The sequence below is a fragment of the Qingshengfaniella alkalisoli genome (assembly GCF_007855645.1).
GTDB classification, from domain to species: Bacteria; Pseudomonadota; Alphaproteobacteria; order Rhodobacterales; family Rhodobacteraceae; genus Qingshengfaniella; species Qingshengfaniella alkalisoli.
In genome coordinates this window covers 621249-635786 of the sequence record NZ_CP042261.1, presented here as the reverse complement: position 1 = coordinate 635786, position 14538 = coordinate 621249, and the positions used below count along the sequence as shown (strand labels likewise).

Here is a 14538-nt window from a genome sequence, read left to right as displayed (position 1 = left end):
AATTCACTCCGCCGCGATTTGGGCGCAGTTATGGGATCGCCACAACTGTGCGTCTTTCAGATGGGACCAGCCAAAGGCATAATCCGAGTCGCCATGCGTGTTCAAATGCGTCAGCCGCTCCATCGCGTCGGACAGGCTGGGCACGGTGCCCGCGGGCACCCACCACATGACGAAATGCATTTTGTCCAGAACCTCGAACCATTCGGCGCGACGCTCATAGAACTTCCGGTGCAGCGTGTTCCAAACGAAATGCTCGAAGGCCGGCACTTCGGACCACACCGAAAGGTTCGGAATAAGCTGCGGATCTTCGGCAGCAATCGGAACATCGGTGGCGTTGTCGCCGTCGCCCGTCAGCCGCCAGACAAAACCGGGGCTGCGTTCGGCGATGCCGTTCACGCGATCTAGCGCATCCATGAACTCGGCCACGCGCGGGTCATCCACCGGCGCGACCAGTCGCGCGATGTTCAGTTCCGCCAGATGATATCCGTCGGGCTGCCTCATGTCATTCAGCCGCCACTGCCGACACGCGGCCGGTTCGCTTGTGCTTGATGCGGTCTTCGATCTCGTCGCGGAAATGCCGGATCAGCCCCTGGATCGGCCAGGCCGCCGCATCGCCGAGCGCACAGATCGTGTGACCTTCGACCTGCTTGGTCACATCAAGCAGCATGTCGATTTCCTCGACCTCTGCCTCGCCCGTGACCAGACGTTCCATGACCCGCATCATCCAGCCGGTGCCCTCGCGGCACGGCGTGCACTGACCGCAACTTTCATGCTTGAAGAACTTAGCGAGACGCCACACCGCTTTGATGACGTCGGTGGACTGATCCATCACGATCATGCAACCGGTGCCGAAAGACGACTTGTTTTCGCGCATCCAGTCGAAATCCATGATCGCGTCATCTAGCGAGGATGCCGGAAGCACCGGACAGGACGCCCCGCCCGGAATGATCGCTTTCAGGTTGTCCCATCCGCCACGGACACCGCCGCCATGGACCTCGATCAATTCGCGCACCGACATGGACATCGATTCCTCAAATACACAGGGCGTATTCACATGCCCGGTGATCGCGAACAGCTTGGTGCCCGCGTTGTTCGGGCGACCGAAGCTTGCGAACCAATCCGGACCGCGACGCAGGATCGTCGGCGCAACAGCGATGGATTCGACGTTATTCACGGTCGTCGGGCAACCGTAGAGGCCCGCGCCCGCTGGGAATGGCGGCTTCATGCGGGGCATGCCTTTCTTACCTTCAAGGCTTTCGATCAGGGCCGTTTCTTCGCCGCAGATATAGGCGCCCGCGCCGTGGGCCAGATACAGGTCGAAATCCCAACCGGATCTGGCCGCGTTCTTGCCCAGAAGTCCGGCATCATAGGCTTCATCAATCGCTGCTTGCAGCGCCTCGCGCTCGCGGATGTATTCGCCCCGGATGTAGATATAGGCCGCATGCGCACCCATCGCGAACGAGGCGATCAAACACCCTTCGATCAGCGTGTGTGGATCGTGGCGCATGATCTCACGGTCCTTGCAGGTCGCTGGCTCGGATTCATCGGCGTTGACAACCAGGTAATGCGGGCGACCGTCGCTTTCCTTCGGCATGAAGGACCACTTCAACCCCGTCGGGAAACCCGCCCCGCCGCGACCGCGCAGGCCGCTGGCTTTCATCTGATCGACGATCCAGTCGCGTCCCTTGCCGATGATGTCCGCAGTGCCATCCCAATGTCCGCGCGCCTTTGCACCCGCGAGGGTCCGGTCATGCATCCCGTAGAGATTGGTAAAGATACGATCCTGATCCTTCAGCATACCATTCACCCCTAATTTCGTCCGTCACCGGACCGGCGCGCACGCCAGATCTGATAAATTACCACGAGCGACCAGAAAAAGGCCGCGAGCGCCACGAAGTCGAACAGAAAGACAAAGCGCGCAGGCAAGCCCAGCTGCGCCCCGAGAACCTGGGCACCCATCCAAAGAAGCATCGTCGCAGCCACGACGATTGCGACCATACGCGCCTTCTTCGACAGTGCTATGTCCTGCTCTCTGCTCATGCTCAGCGTCATCTAGTAAATGTCACCCTCGTCGACCTTTTTCGAGAACTCCGTCTCGCCGCCTGCCGCAAGGGTCTTGGCCTGCACGACCCACTCATCACGGCTGACGCGCCCCTTGAAGCCTTCGAGGTTCTCATCGACCCACGCGATTTCATCGGCGTTCCATCTCGCAATCTGGTCGAAGTGGTAGAAGCCAAGACGGTTCAGAAGAGCTTCAAGTTTTGGCCCTACCCCTTTGATTTTCTTCAAATCATCGGCAGAACCTTCACGTGGCGCTTCGAGACCCTCGGGACGGTTCCTAGAGTCTGCCACTTCTTCCGTTGCCGGTGTGCCCTTCTTGAGGGCGGGCGCTTCCTGCTTGGTGACGCCCGTTTCGTCAACCGGCTGTCCTTCGGCCCGATCAGCATTGTCCTTGCCGGAGCCTTTCTCGACTTCGCCGCGATCCTGCGCACCCAACCAGGGTGTCGTGATCGGAACTTCGGAGCCATCGATACGCTTCAACGTGTCGCCGATGGACTTGGCCAGCGCCACGGAGGCATTATCCTCCGCCCTGTTCTTGCTGTATTCTTCGAGGCTGGTCAGGCCGTTGGCAGGTTCCGACGCATAGCGCCCATTCTGAGGACCGGGTGTCGGCACCTTGCCCGCCGCCATGTCGTCGATCAGCAGGGACAGCCCGTCAGCCGTCAGATCCTCGTAATAATCCTTGCCAATCTGGGCCATCGGGGCGTTTGCACAGGCTCCCAGGCATTCGACCTCTTCCCAGCTGAACTTGCCATCGTCAGACAACTGATGGGCCTTGGGTGCGATCTTCTGCTTGCAGACCTCCATCAGGTCCTCCGCGCCGCAAATCATGCAGGTCGTCGTACCACAGATCTGGAAATGCGCAACAGAACCAACAGGTTGCAACTGGAACATGAAGTAGAAAGTCGCAACTTCGAGCGCACGGATATAAGCCAAGCCCAGCATATCCGCGACATGTTCTATCGCTGGGCGGGTCAGCCATCCTTCCTGTTCCTGCGCGCGCCACAGCAGCGCGATAATCGCGCTGGCCTGTCGGCCCTCGGGGTATTTGGTCATCTGGGCCTCGGCCCATTTCCGGTTGTCCGGAGTGAACTCGAAGCTCTCAGGCTGTTCTAGATGAAGGCGACGCAGCATCAGCAGGCTCCGTTAGTCGTTCTGTGGGCGGACAGGCCGCGCTGGATCCGGGAAGCGGTCATCTGTCCACCTCGCCAAACACGATATCCATGGTGCCGATCAGGGCCGCCACATCGGCAAGCTGGTGACCCCTCGCGACGTAATCCATCGCTTGCAGGTGCAGATAACCAGGCGCGCGCAGCTTGGCGCGATACGGACGGTTGGTGCCATCGGCAACCAGATAGACGCCGAATTCCCCTTTCGGAGCCTCGACAGCGGCGTAGACCTCACCCGCAGGAACGTGGAACCCTTCGGTGTACAGCTTGAAGTGATGGATCAGCGCTTCCATCGAGGTCTTCATCTCGCTGCGCGTCGGCGGCGCCAGTTTGCCCCGCGCCAGCACATCGCCCGGTTCGTTGCGAAGCTTTGCGATGCACTGCTTGATGATCTTGTTGCTTTCCCGCATCTCCTGCATCCGCACGAGGTAGCGGTCATAGCAGTCGCCATTGTGACCGACGGGAATCTGGAAGTCGAATTCGTCGTAGCATTCATAGGGCTGCGAGCGGCGCAGATCCCAAGCCAAGCCGGAGCCGCGCACCATCACGCCCGAGAACCCCCAGTCGAGAATATCCTGTTCGGTGACGATGCCGATATCTGCGTTGCGCTGCTTGAAGATACGGTTCTCGGTCAACAGTTCGTCAATATCGTCGAGCGCAGCCGGGAACTGGTCGGCCCATTTGTCGATGTCGTCGATCAAATCGGGCGGCAGGTCCCGATGCACCCCTCCCGGACGGAAATAGGCGGCGTGCAGGCGGGCGCCACAGGCGCGCTCATAGAAGATCATCAAATCTTCGCGCTGCTCGAACCCCCACAGCGGCGGAGTCAGCGCGCCCACATCCATCGCTTGCGTGGTGACGTTCAGCAAATGGTTCAGGATGCGACCGATTTCCGAGAACAGAACCCGGATCAGGCTGGCGCGACGCGGAACGACGGTGCCGGTCAGCTTCTCGATCGCCAGGCACCATGCATGTTCCTGGTTCATCGGCGCTACATAGTCGAGGCGATCGAAATAGGGCAGGTTCTGCAGATAGGTGCGGCTTTCCATCAGCTTCTCGGTGCCGCGATGCAGCAGCCCGATATGCGGATCGCAGCGTTCGACGATCTCACCGTCGAGCTCCAGCACCATGCGCAGCACGCCGTGGGCCGCAGGGTGCTGCGGGCCGAAATTGATGTTGAAGTTGCGAATCTTCTGTTCGCCCGTCAACGTATCCCCAAATTTACCGCCGTCCATCGTGCGACCTCATCTCGTTTCGTCCGCCCCGAAGGGGGCGTAGACATGCGCGTTCAGCGCGCGCTCAGGCGTCTTTCTTTTCGTCACCGGGCAGGACGTAGTTAGCCCCTTCCCATGGCGACATGAAATCGAATTGCCGGTATTCCTGCACGAGGCTGACCGGCTCATAGACCACGCGTTTCTGTTCTTCGTCATAGCGCACTTCGGTGTAACCCGTGGTCGGAAAATCCTTGCGCAACGGATACCCACGGAAGCCGTAATCCGTCAGGATACGGCGTAGATCAGGATGGTTTCCAAAGAGGATGCCGAACATGTCGAAGACTTCTCGTTCGAACCAGTTTGCAGCTGGGTAAACATCGACAATCGAGGGCAGCGTTTCTTCTTCGCGCACCGCGACGCGGACGCGAATGCGCTGGTTCTGGTACATCGACAGGAAGTGATAGACCACGTCGAAGCGACGTTCGCGGGACGGGTAATCAACTGCCGTGATGTCCACCAGCGTCGAGAACCGGCAAGTAGCGTCGGTTTTCAGGAACTCGACAAACCCCAACAGCGAGGTGGGCGTGACATTGACGTTCAATTCCCCGAACACGACTTCGGTGGACAGAACACAGTCGGGGCGCACAATCTCGATATGGCTGGCTAGGTCCTGAAGCTGTTCTGACATATGCTCGTTTCCTTGCGTATTGGGGCGACCCCTCAGCGTGCGATTGTACCGGTGCGTCGAATACGGCGTTGAAGCTGCAAGATTCCATAGAGCAGCGCCTCTGCCGTCGGCGGGCAGCCGGGCACGTAGATGTCCACGGGCACGATGCGGTCACAGCCGCGCACGACCGAATAGCTGTAGTGATAGTATCCACCGCCGTTGGCGCAGGATCCCATCGAGATCACGTAGCGCGGCTCCGGCATCTGGTCATAAACCTTGCGCAGCGCCGGGGCCATCTTGTTGGTCAGCGTGCCGGCAACGATCATCAGGTCCGATTGACGCGGGGATGCGCGAGGCGCCGTGCCGAAGCGTTCGAGGTCATAGCGCGGCATTGAGGTCTGCATCATCTCGACCGCGCAGCAGGCCAGACCAAATGTCATCCAGTGGAGCGATCCGGTGCGCGCCCAATTGATGACATCCTCCGCAGAGGTCAGAAGAAAGCCCTTGTCCTGAAGCTCTCGGTTAAGCTGCTGAGTCGCCACTTCGCGGTCCGGACCGGCCGTATTGATCGACGTGCTTACTCCCATTCCAGCGCCCCCTTCTTCCATTCATAGGCAAAGCCTATCGTGAGTACGCCCAAGAACACCATCATGGACCAGAATGCGACGTCGCTGAGCCCCTTGAAGGCCACGGCCCAAGGGAAAAGGAACGCAATTTCAAGGTCAAAGATAATGAACAGGATGGACACCAGATAGAACCGGACGTCGAACTTCATCCGGGCGTCATCGAACGCGTTGAAGCCGCATTCATAGGCACTGACCTTTTCCGGGTCAGGGTTGCGCACTGCCAGCACGACCGCAGCGAGAATCAGGGCGAGTCCCAGTCCGACGGCCACCCCCAAAAAGACTAGGATCGGCAGATATTCGCGGAGTAATTCTTCCACTGGTAGCTCCTTACTGGCGCCTGTGCGCTCTCAGTTGGCTAGCGGTCTAGTAACGCCGAGCTTGGGGACGGTCAACCGACGCAATATCGGCATGTTGCGTCAAAATTCATGAGAAAAAAACTCATAAATAATCCTGCCCGGAATCGTAAATTGCCCGCTTCCGTTCCCTACCGAAGCTGCGACCGTGCGCCGCAGTCAGGTATGGTTAAGGCCTTTGCGGCAGATCTGGCGGGCACATCCGCTGGGCAACCACCATTCCGGAAACCCTAACTTGACGCAAGGGCAATTGCACGGGACAATCCGGAAATATTTTAGGAGATTATTATGAGTCCTCTCGTTGGAATCGCTGTTTCGCTCCTGCCCGATCTCGCCAAACGCCTGACGAAGGACGCCCGACCCGGCACGCAGGATTTGATCGTGAATGTGGTCAAGGAGGTTCTGGGCACCGACGACCCGACTGAAGCTGCACGGCTCGCCCAAGACCCTCAGCTATCAACGGAATTGCGTGTTCGGTTGGCCGAGATCGAGGCCGCTGCCGAGGCCAAGCAGGTTGAGGCGCAGATGGCTGCACGTCAGGCGCAGGTTGACGAGTTGAAGCTGGAGATCGAAAGCTTCAAGACGGAACTGGAGGACAAGCAAGACGCGCGTGGGATGCTGAAAAGCCTTGCTGAGGACAGAAGCCCATTCGCTTGGGGGCCCGTCGTGGTATCCGTAATCGTGACGGTCGGCTTCTTTGCGACGCTTCTCTACCTCATCATCGTCGGGTTGGACGTGGACGAAAGCAGCAACCCAGCCGTCATGCAGATCGTGAATATCGCCGTTGGTGCGCTAACAGCGGGCTTTGCAACTGTCGTCAGCTTCTGGCTGGGATCTTCCGACGGATCGCGGCGCAAGGATGTCGCGGCCAGCTTAGCACAGCAATCAGCCGTCGCCATTCAGCAACAGTCGACGCGCAACGCCAGCCGCGTTCTTGAGGCGCAGGAACGCCAGACCGCTGCCCTGATCGAGAAAGTCAGTCAGCCGCCGCCTGCCGCCGCCTTCTCCGCGGGGGGCTCTCCTGCGCAGAAGCAGAAGGACACGCGGCAGTTTCACAACTGCGTTGATGTGATCCTCAGGCACGAGGGCGGCTATGTCGATCATCCCGACGATCCGGGTGGGGCCACGAATTTCGGGATAACGCACAAGACGCTTGCGAATTGGCGCAACGCTTCGGTGACCAAGCAGGATGTGAAGAACCTGGAACTCGACGAGGTCAAACAGATCTACCGCGCAAATTACTGGAATGCGCTGAATTGCGACGCGCTGCCGGAAGGGATCGATCTGGTCGTATTCGACTTTGGCGTGAATGCCGGTGTGACCCGCGCGGCGAAGGTGCTGCAAAAGACGGTGTTCGTCGAACAGGACGGGCAGATCGGACCGATTACTATCGGAGCTGCCAAACGTATCGACCCCGAGCATCTGATCCGGACCTTCACAGATGCGCGGATGGACTTCTACCGCTCGCTCAGCACGTGGAAGACCTTCGGGCGTGGCTGGGAACGCCGCACGCACGAAACGCTCGAATTGGCCTTGAAGATGCTGTGATCAGCCGCGCTCCACCTCTTCAAGGATGATCTGTGCAATGAGGCGACAGTCCTCCTCGGAGAAGGTCAACGAGATACGCATATCGAGCAGTGACCGAAGGATATCGCGGCTGCGCGGCATTCCGTCACTTTCGGCGTAACGCCAATGATCTACACGCGATGTGAATCCCGACGGTCGATCCGCGCCGAACCACTTGAGAACCACGCCACGATCGCCACAGCGCGAAACCAGATCGGCAATGCGTTCCGAGGACCAATCCGGCAGTCGGAACTGGATGCTGGAGCCAACGAAACCCTCACGATCATTGCGCGGGATCAGTGACACAGCGGCAGGGCGCAGAGCCTCTTCAATCACGCGGTATCGTACAGTCCAATCCTCACAACGCCGGTCCAGCAGGTCGATTTGCGGGCGCAGGATTGCGGCGCGCAAATTGTCCATCCGACAGGACATGTTCGGGATATCCGGCCACAGCCCCTCAAACGCGTCAGGAGTTGGGGACGCTCCATGTCGGTCGTACAGCATATACGATCCCGACAGAAGTATCGCGCGTGCCATCAACCCGGCGTCGTCGCTGACGAGGAGCCCCCCTTCCCCGGAATTGATGTGCTTGTAGCTTTGCGTGGAATAGCACGCCATCGCGCCGAAGCGACCGCTGGGAGTGCCTTCCCAGGTGGCACCCATGGTGTGCGCGCAATCCTCGATCACCGTCACGTCATGTGCATCGCAAAGCTGCATCAGTCGCGTCATGTCGCAGATGTGCCCGCGCATATGCGACAATAGCAGCACCTTCGCCTGCCCCAGCTTCGCCGCAAGATCATCCAGATCAATCGTCAGGTCTTCGGTCGTCTCGACGAATACAGGGAAAGCACCGGCTGCCGCGATGGAACCCGGAACCGGAGCCAGCGTAAAGCTATTGGTCAGCACCCGATCACCCTGCTCGACGCCCGCGGCACGCAGGGCCACTGTCATCGCACTGCCACCGGACGCGACTGCCAAGCAATAGTGTGCGCCGAGATAGTTGGCAAAATCGCGCTCCAATCCCGACACCTCGCTATCCGCGCGGTCATAGCGATGTAACGCGCCGCTGCACATCAGCGTCTCTGCACCGGCGATACCCGCGTCGGGAATAGGAAGCTGCGCGGTAAAGCTGCCAGTAAAACACAAAGCTGTGGACATGTCCGGCCTATCGCTCGGCTTTGACGGACAGAAGTCGCCCCACCAGGTCCGGCAGCGCATCGTAATGATTCAGCAGCGCGTCTGGTTCCAATGCACCTACCCGCTCGCCCGCCGGTCCGAAAGTGACAAGCACACAAGGAACGCCGGCTGCGCGCGCGGTTTTCAGGTCGGTGTCCGTGTCGCCGATCAGCAGGCTTGGCTGCCCCGTCCCGCCTGCGCGGGCCACGGCTTCGACATAGGGCGCCGGATCCGGCTTGCGGACCGGAAGCGTGTCAGCCCCCACGACCGCACCGAAACGATCCGCAATTCCCAGCAGGCCGAGCAGCGTTTCCGCGTGGCCCGACATCTTGTTGGTGCAAACGGCCAATCTGTGCCCTGCCGCCAGAAGTCGGTCGAGCGACGCTTCAACGCCCGGAAAAAGCTGTGTATGGACATCCATCGCTGCGCCATATGCGTTGAGAAGCGCATCGTAATGGACGTTGCGCGTGTCGCTATCGGGATCCAAACCGAGCCGCTGGTAACCGAGCGTCAGCATCGCACGGCCACCGTGAAAAGCTGTTTCGCGGTCTTGCTGAAAACATAGCAATCCTGCGTTACCCAAACCCGAAAGCACGGCGTTGGCTGCGGCAATCAAGTCGCCGGAGGTGTCCGCAAGCGTTCCGTCAAGATCGAAGACAATCGTGGCCATGGCACCTTCCGACACAATGCGCGTTTGCCGATTGGATAATCCCAGACGCCACCAATGAAAAGGAAAGGCGCACCGCACGCGGCAGATCGTCGCTTGCACCCGTCACGCATTGAGCGCTTTTCCCGCTGACATCGTTTAGTGGCAACCGATATGCCCGCCCACTAAATTTGCAAACGGAACAATTTACGGGTTGATATCAGTTATTTACCTTTGGTCACGAAATTCGTGCCACTTGCCCCGATCACAAAGCCGTGTCAAGGTTCGCGTATTGGGTGTTCGGCATCAGCGCCGGACCGCCAACGGATAACGTGACGCAGATCACCTGCGGGCGGTATTCGCACAATATCAACGCTCCACTTACAGGGAGAGCAACATGCTGAAAACAAAACTGGCAGCGACCACCGCTTTGCTGGTGTCGCTTGCGGCTGGCGCGGCGTCCGCGCAGAATCTGGTCTATTGCTCGGAAGGCTCGCCCGAAGGCTTCGACCCGGCACTTTACACCGCTGGCACGACCTTCGACGCATCCGCACAGACGGTTTACAGCCGTCTGGTTGAATTCATCACCGGTTCGACCGAAATCCAGCCCGGCCTCGCAGAAAGCTGGGACGTGTCCGAGGATGGTCTGGAGTACACCTTCCATCTGCGCGAAGGCGTCAAGTTTCATTCCAGCGACGCGTTCACGCCGACCCGTGATTTCAACGCCGATGACGTGATTTTCACCTTTGAACGTCAGCGCATCGAGGATCACCCTTATCACGGCGTATCGGGCGGCACGTGGGAATACTTCAACAGTATGTCCATGCCCGACCTGATCAAGTCGATCGACAAGGTGGATGACTACACTGTCAAATTCGTCCTGAATCGTCCCGAAGCGCCGTTCGTTGCCAACATGGCCATGGATTTCGCGTCCATCCTGAGCGCGGAATATGCCGACGCGATGCTGGAAGCCGGCACGCCAGAGCAGTTGAACCAAGCGCCTATCGGCACGGGACCGTTCTCCTTCGTGGCTTACCAGAAGGATGCCGTGATCCGTTATGCAGGGAACCCGGACTACTTCCGCGGCGCCCCCGCGATCGAGAACCTGATCTTTGCGATCACGCCTGATGCATCCGTGCGCTACCAGAAGTTGCAGGCTGGCGAATGCCACATCATGCCTTACCCGAACCCGGCCGATATCGAAGCGATGAAATCGAACGAAGACATCGTAGTTGCCGAGCAGGAAGGTCTGAACGTGGGCTACCTGGCCTACAACACGACGATGGAACCCTTCGACAATCCGAAGGTGCGCAAGGCGTTGAACATGGCCATCGACAAGCAGGGCATCATTGACGTTGTCTTCCAGGGCTCCGGTGAGATCGCCAAGAACCCGATCCCCCCGACCATGTGGTCCTACAACGACGCGATCGAGGATGATCCCTATGATCCCGAAGCGGCCAAGGCCATGCTGGAGGAAGAGGGCGTGACCGACCTGTCCATGAAGATCTGGGCAATGCCGGTTCAGCGCCCCTACAACCCGAACGCGCGCCGGATGGCGGAACTGCTGCAGAACGACTTCGCCGAGGTCGGCGTGGACGTCGAGATCGTGTCCTACGAATGGGGCGAATACCTGAGCCGTTCCAGCGATCTGGACCGCGACGGTGCCGTTCTGTTGGGCTGGACGGGCGACAACGGCGATCCGGACAACTTCCTGGCTGTTCTGCTGGGCTGCGACGGTGTGACCAACTCGAACCGTGCGCAGTGGTGCTACGAACCCTTCGAGTCGGTGATCCAGAAGGCCAAGGTCAGCAGCGACAGGGAAGAACGTACGCAGCTCTATGAAGAGGCGCAGGTCATCTTCAAGGAGCAGGCCCCCTGGGCGACCATCGCGCATTCGGTTGTCTATATGCCGATGCGGCCAGAGGTTCAGGGCTACAAGGTCCATCCGCTGGGAAGCCACATTTTCACGGATGTCAGCCTGGCTGAATAGAATGACGTAACGGAGCGGGGCTTGAAGGCCCCGCTTCTCTTATATAAGCGCCCGCAAATGCCAGCCAGCCATGCTCAATACCAGGCACTCGCACGTCAGCTAGACGTCGATGCTATCGCCCTCGTTCCCGGCCCGAATTTCGTTCGGCTGCTCGGGCAGGACTTCCACAGCCATGAACGCCCGATGCTGGTCGTGATCCCCGCCGAGGGAGATCCCGCCGCCATCGTGCCCAACCTGGAACTTGGTTCCTTCGCCCTTGTCGGCTTTGAAGGCAAGGTTTTCGATTGGCGCGATCAGGACGGCTACCAGCATGCCTTCGATGCGCTCGCCAAGCACATGACCCTGTCGACTCTGGCGGTTGAGGGCCAGATCATGCGAGTCTTCGTTCATCATGCGCTGATGAAAGCCTATCCCGACCTGCGGATCGACGATGCCGAGAAAGCGATTTCCGGTTTGCGCATCTGCAAGACAGACGACGAAGTTGCGGCCCTTGAACGCGCAATCCGCATTTCAGAAGTCGCATTGCAGCAAACGCTCGATCGTGTTCGCGTGGGCATGACCGAAAAGGAAGTCGAGCAGATCCTCGTGATGGCACTGTTCGCGAATGGCGCGGACGATCAGGCGTTCGGTCCGATTGTTGCCGCGGGCGACAACTCCGCCCGCCCCCACGCCCATGCCCGCGCAGATTACCGCCTCCAGCCGGGTGACGCGCTGCTGTTCGATTTCGGCGCCCGTAAGGACGGCTTTGCCGCCGACATCACCCGCACCGTGTTTGTCAAGGAAGCTTCCGACGAGGCGCGCGCCGTTTACGACACCGTGCTGCGCGCAAACCTTAAGGGCCATGAGATCACGCGCGCAGGCGTTACCGCGCATGACATCGACGACGCCGTGACGGCTGTTCTGGAAGCATCGCCCTACGCCGACCGCATCCGCACCAAGACGGGTCACGGGCTGGGACGCGACGTGCACGAAGCCCCCTACATCATGCGGGGCAACCACGAGGCGCTGGCCGCCGGCGCCGTCTTCACCAATGAACCGGGGCTCTATCAGCTCGGCAACTTCGGAATTCGCATCGAGGATGATATCCTTGTCACGGAAACCGGCTGCCGGTCGCTGACGCAGTTCCCCAAAGACCTGATGATTGTGGGCTAATGCTGAAATTCATTCTCTCTCGCCTGCTGACCTTCATCCCGACCTTTTTCGGGGTGACTTTGATCTCGTTCTCGTTCATCCGCCTTCTGCCCGGCGACCCGATCGTGGTCATGGCCGGCGAGCGCGGACTGAGCCAGGATCGCTACAACGAGCTTGTCCAGCAGTTTGGCTTCGATAAACCTATCTGGGTGCAATACTGGGACTACCTGACAGGTGTGCTGCAAGGCGATCTGGGGCAGTCCTTCGTGACCAAGAAACCCGTCTGGGACGAGTTCTTCGCGCTTTTCCCCGCCACGCTGGAACTGTCGCTTTGCGCGATCATACTGGCCGTTATCCTTGGCCTTCCGGCCGGTGTTATTGCGGCCGTGAACCGCGGAAAGTTCTTCGATCGCGCGTTAATGTCCACCGCACTTGTCGGCTATTCGATGCCGATTTTCTGGTGGGCGTTGCTGCTGATCATCGTCTTTTCAGGCAATCTGGGCTGGACGCCCGTTTCAGGCCGGATCGATCTGCTCTATTTCTTCGACGCGAAGACGGGTTTCATGCTCATCGACTCGCTTCTTTCGGGGCAGAAAGGCGCATTCGGGTCTGCCGTCAGTCACCTGATCCTGCCGACCATCGTGCTGGCAACGATCCCGTTGGCCGTGATTGCACGCCAGACACGTTCCGCGATGCTCGAAGTATTGAGCGAGGACTACATCCGCACCGCGCGCTCCAAGGGCCTGTCGCCGCTGCGTGTCAACGGTCTGCATGCGCTGCGTAATGCGCTGATCCCGGTAATTACCGTTATCGGGTTGTCGGTCGGCACGCTTCTGGCTGGCGCTATCCTGACCGAGACGATCTTCAGCTGGCCAGGCATCGGCAAATGGATGGTCGATTCGATCTTCCGTCGTGATTACCCGGTCGTTCAGGGCGGTCTGCTGATGATCGCCGTGGTCGTGATGATCGTGAACCTCACCGTCGATATGCTCTACGGTCTTATCAATCCGAAGATCAGGAAACGCTGATGGATTCCGCACTTTCAACAGAGGTCGAAAACGACCTGTCCACCGAACGCCCCGGTCGCCTGCGCGAATTCTGGCATTACTACCGCGAGAACCGCGGTGCCGTCTTCGGGCTGTGGGCCTTCGCGGCCTTCGTCACCGTCGCGATTTTTGCGGGCGTCATCGCCCCTCATGATCCGGCACAGCAGTTTCGTGAGCACTTGTTGCAGCCGCCGTTCTGGCAGGAAGGCGGCACTTGGGAGTTCCCATTGGGCACCGATGCGCTTGGGCGTGACATGCTATCTCGCCTGTTGCATGGTGCGCGGTTCTCGTTCTTTGTCGGGATCGTGGTTGTCGTCATAGCCGCGACCGGCGGCATCCTGATCGGTCTGCTGTCGGGCTTTGCACCCAAATGGCTGGACACGATCATCATGCGGGTCATGGATATCATCCTGGCCTTCCCATCGCTTCTTCTGGCGCTGGTTCTGGTTGCCGTTCTTGGCCCGTCGCTGCTGAACGCGATGATTGCCATCGCGATTGTCTTGCAACCTCATTACGTGCGCCTGACGCGCGCTTCGGTCATTTCCGAGCGCACCAAGGACTACGTGGTATCGGCCAAGGTCGCCGGTGCGGGGCTGTGGCGCCTGATGTTCATCACCGTGCTGCCCAACTGCCTGGCGCCTATCATCGTGCAAGCGGCGCTGAGCTTTTCGACCGCAATCCTCGATGCCGCCGCGCTTGGCTTTCTGGGGATGGGTGCTCAGCCGCCGACCCCGGAATGGGGCACCATGCTGGCCGAGGCCCGCGAATTCATCCTGCGCGCCTGGTGGGTGGTTACCTTCCCCGGTCTCGCGATCCTGATCACCGTGCTCGCCATCAACCTGATGGGCGACGGTCTGCGCGACGCGCTTGACCCCAAACTGAAGAGAAGCTGA

The 14538-nt window shown here is 59.6% G+C and carries 15 protein-coding genes; 5 read left to right on the top strand and 10 right to left on the bottom strand.

Translation table 11 applies throughout. From position 1 onward, the window contains the following. Positions 1-3: 3 nt before the first annotated feature. The 8 genes from FPZ52_RS03320 to FPZ52_RS03285 all read right to left on the bottom strand — a co-directional run bounded on the left by FPZ52_RS03320 (position 4) and on the right by FPZ52_RS03285 (position 6054). Complete coding sequence (locus FPZ52_RS03320) at positions 4-501, bottom strand: DUF3291 domain-containing protein (protein WP_146363690.1); 498 nt, start codon at positions 499-501, stop codon at positions 4-6. Between the two features lies 1 nt (position 502). After that, the gene (nuoF, locus tag FPZ52_RS03315) at positions 503-1798 is read right to left on the bottom strand and encodes an NADH-quinone oxidoreductase subunit NuoF (protein ID WP_146363688.1); all 1296 of its coding nucleotides are present in this window, start codon (positions 1796-1798) and stop codon (positions 503-505) included. Positions 1799-1809: 11 nt separating this feature from the next. Then, positions 1810-2040, bottom strand: coding sequence for a DUF5337 domain-containing protein (locus FPZ52_RS03310; protein WP_205758600.1), 231 nt, complete (start codon positions 2038-2040; stop codon positions 1810-1812). 12 nt (positions 2041-2052) lie between these two features. Beyond that, the gene (locus FPZ52_RS03305; protein ID WP_146363684.1) at positions 2053-3195 is read right to left on the bottom strand and encodes an NADH-quinone oxidoreductase subunit E; all 1143 of its coding nucleotides are present in this window, start codon (positions 3193-3195) and stop codon (positions 2053-2055) included. Positions 3196-3253: 58 nt separating this feature from the next. Further along, positions 3254-4465: an NADH-quinone oxidoreductase subunit D gene (locus FPZ52_RS03300; protein ID WP_146363682.1), complete on the bottom strand. Its 1212-nt coding sequence runs from the start codon at positions 4463-4465 to the stop codon at positions 3254-3256. A gap of 64 nt (positions 4466-4529) precedes the next feature. Then, a complete protein-coding gene (locus FPZ52_RS03295; protein ID WP_146363680.1) occupies positions 4530-5132 on the bottom strand; it encodes an NADH-quinone oxidoreductase subunit C in 603 nt (200 codons plus the stop codon). A gap of 32 nt (positions 5133-5164) precedes the next feature. Further along, the gene (locus tag FPZ52_RS03290; RefSeq protein WP_146363678.1) at positions 5165-5698 is read right to left on the bottom strand and encodes a NuoB/complex I 20 kDa subunit family protein; all 534 of its coding nucleotides are present in this window, start codon (positions 5696-5698) and stop codon (positions 5165-5167) included. Beyond that, positions 5689-6054: an NADH-quinone oxidoreductase subunit A gene (locus tag FPZ52_RS03285; protein WP_146363676.1), complete on the bottom strand. Its 366-nt coding sequence runs from the start codon at positions 6052-6054 to the stop codon at positions 5689-5691. The genes FPZ52_RS03290 and FPZ52_RS03285 overlap by 10 nt, the downstream gene beginning before the upstream one ends. A gap of 324 nt (positions 6055-6378) precedes the next feature. Between FPZ52_RS03285 and FPZ52_RS03280 the strand changes: the two genes are divergently transcribed. Continuing rightward, positions 6379-7638, top strand: a complete 1260-nt coding sequence (locus FPZ52_RS03280) for a glycoside hydrolase family 108 protein (RefSeq protein WP_146363674.1) — start codon at positions 6379-6381, stop codon at positions 7636-7638. Here the strand turns inward: FPZ52_RS03280 and FPZ52_RS03275 are convergent, their stop codons facing one another. Together FPZ52_RS03275 and FPZ52_RS03270 are read right to left on the bottom strand one after the other, a co-directional pair. After that, positions 7639-8814, bottom strand: a complete 1176-nt coding sequence (locus tag FPZ52_RS03275) for a DegT/DnrJ/EryC1/StrS family aminotransferase (protein WP_146363672.1) — start codon at positions 8812-8814, stop codon at positions 7639-7641. It lies immediately after the preceding gene. 7 nt (positions 8815-8821) lie between these two features. After that, positions 8822-9502 carry an HAD-IA family hydrolase gene (locus FPZ52_RS03270; protein WP_146363670.1) on the bottom strand — a complete coding sequence of 227 codons (681 nt, stop codon included), beginning with the start codon at positions 9500-9502 and terminating at the stop codon, positions 8822-8824. Positions 9503-9875: 373 nt separating this feature from the next. On the opposite strand from FPZ52_RS03270, the gene FPZ52_RS03265 reads away from it, so the two are divergent. The 4 genes from FPZ52_RS03265 to FPZ52_RS03250 are packed head-to-tail and all read left to right on the top strand — an operon-like array spanning position 9876 to position 14538. Beyond that, complete coding sequence (locus FPZ52_RS03265) at positions 9876-11468, top strand: ABC transporter substrate-binding protein (RefSeq protein ID WP_146363668.1); 1593 nt, start codon at positions 9876-9878, stop codon at positions 11466-11468. Positions 11469-11525: 57 nt separating this feature from the next. Continuing rightward, on the top strand, positions 11526-12620 hold the full coding sequence (locus tag FPZ52_RS03260; protein ID WP_146363666.1) for a M24 family metallopeptidase: 1095 nt from the start codon (positions 11526-11528) through the stop codon (positions 12618-12620). After that, positions 12620-13627, top strand: coding sequence for an ABC transporter permease subunit (locus tag FPZ52_RS03255; RefSeq protein ID WP_146363663.1), 1008 nt, complete (start codon positions 12620-12622; stop codon positions 13625-13627). The genes FPZ52_RS03260 and FPZ52_RS03255 overlap by 1 nt, the downstream gene beginning before the upstream one ends. Then, positions 13627-14538: an ABC transporter permease subunit gene (locus tag FPZ52_RS03250; protein WP_146363661.1), complete on the top strand. Its 912-nt coding sequence runs from the start codon at positions 13627-13629 to the stop codon at positions 14536-14538. Before FPZ52_RS03255 ends, FPZ52_RS03250 begins: the two co-directional genes overlap by 1 nt.

Coding starts and splice junctions, on each gene's coding strand:
- FPZ52_RS03260 (WP_146363666.1), top strand. CDS start 11,526: ATGCCAGCCAGCCATGCTCAATACCAGGCACTCGCACGTCAGCTAGAC.
- FPZ52_RS03290 (WP_146363678.1), bottom strand. CDS start 5,698: ATGGGAGTAAGCACGTCGATCAATACGGCCGGTCCGGACCGCGAAGTG.
- FPZ52_RS03275 (WP_146363672.1), bottom strand. CDS start 8,814: ATGTCCACAGCTTTGTGTTTTACTGGCAGCTTTACCGCGCAGCTTCCT.
- FPZ52_RS03320 (WP_146363690.1), bottom strand. CDS start 501: ATGAGGCAGCCCGACGGATATCATCTGGCGGAACTGAACATCGCGCGA.
- FPZ52_RS03250 (WP_146363661.1), top strand. CDS start 13,627: ATGGATTCCGCACTTTCAACAGAGGTCGAAAACGACCTGTCCACCGAA.
- FPZ52_RS03270 (WP_146363670.1), bottom strand. CDS start 9,502: ATGGCCACGATTGTCTTCGATCTTGACGGAACGCTTGCGGACACCTCC.
- FPZ52_RS03310 (WP_205758600.1), bottom strand. CDS start 2,040: ATGAGCAGAGAGCAGGACATAGCACTGTCGAAGAAGGCGCGTATGGTC.
- FPZ52_RS03305 (WP_146363684.1), bottom strand. CDS start 3,195: ATGCTGCGTCGCCTTCATCTAGAACAGCCTGAGAGCTTCGAGTTCACT.
- FPZ52_RS03295 (WP_146363680.1), bottom strand. CDS start 5,132: ATGTCAGAACAGCTTCAGGACCTAGCCAGCCATATCGAGATTGTGCGC.
- FPZ52_RS03300 (WP_146363682.1), bottom strand. CDS start 4,465: ATGGACGGCGGTAAATTTGGGGATACGTTGACGGGCGAACAGAAGATT.
- nuoF (WP_146363688.1), bottom strand. CDS start 1,798: ATGCTGAAGGATCAGGATCGTATCTTTACCAATCTCTACGGGATGCAT.
- FPZ52_RS03265 (WP_146363668.1), top strand. CDS start 9,876: ATGCTGAAAACAAAACTGGCAGCGACCACCGCTTTGCTGGTGTCGCTT.
- FPZ52_RS03255 (WP_146363663.1), top strand. CDS start 12,620: ATGCTGAAATTCATTCTCTCTCGCCTGCTGACCTTCATCCCGACCTTT.
- FPZ52_RS03280 (WP_146363674.1), top strand. CDS start 6,379: ATGAGTCCTCTCGTTGGAATCGCTGTTTCGCTCCTGCCCGATCTCGCC.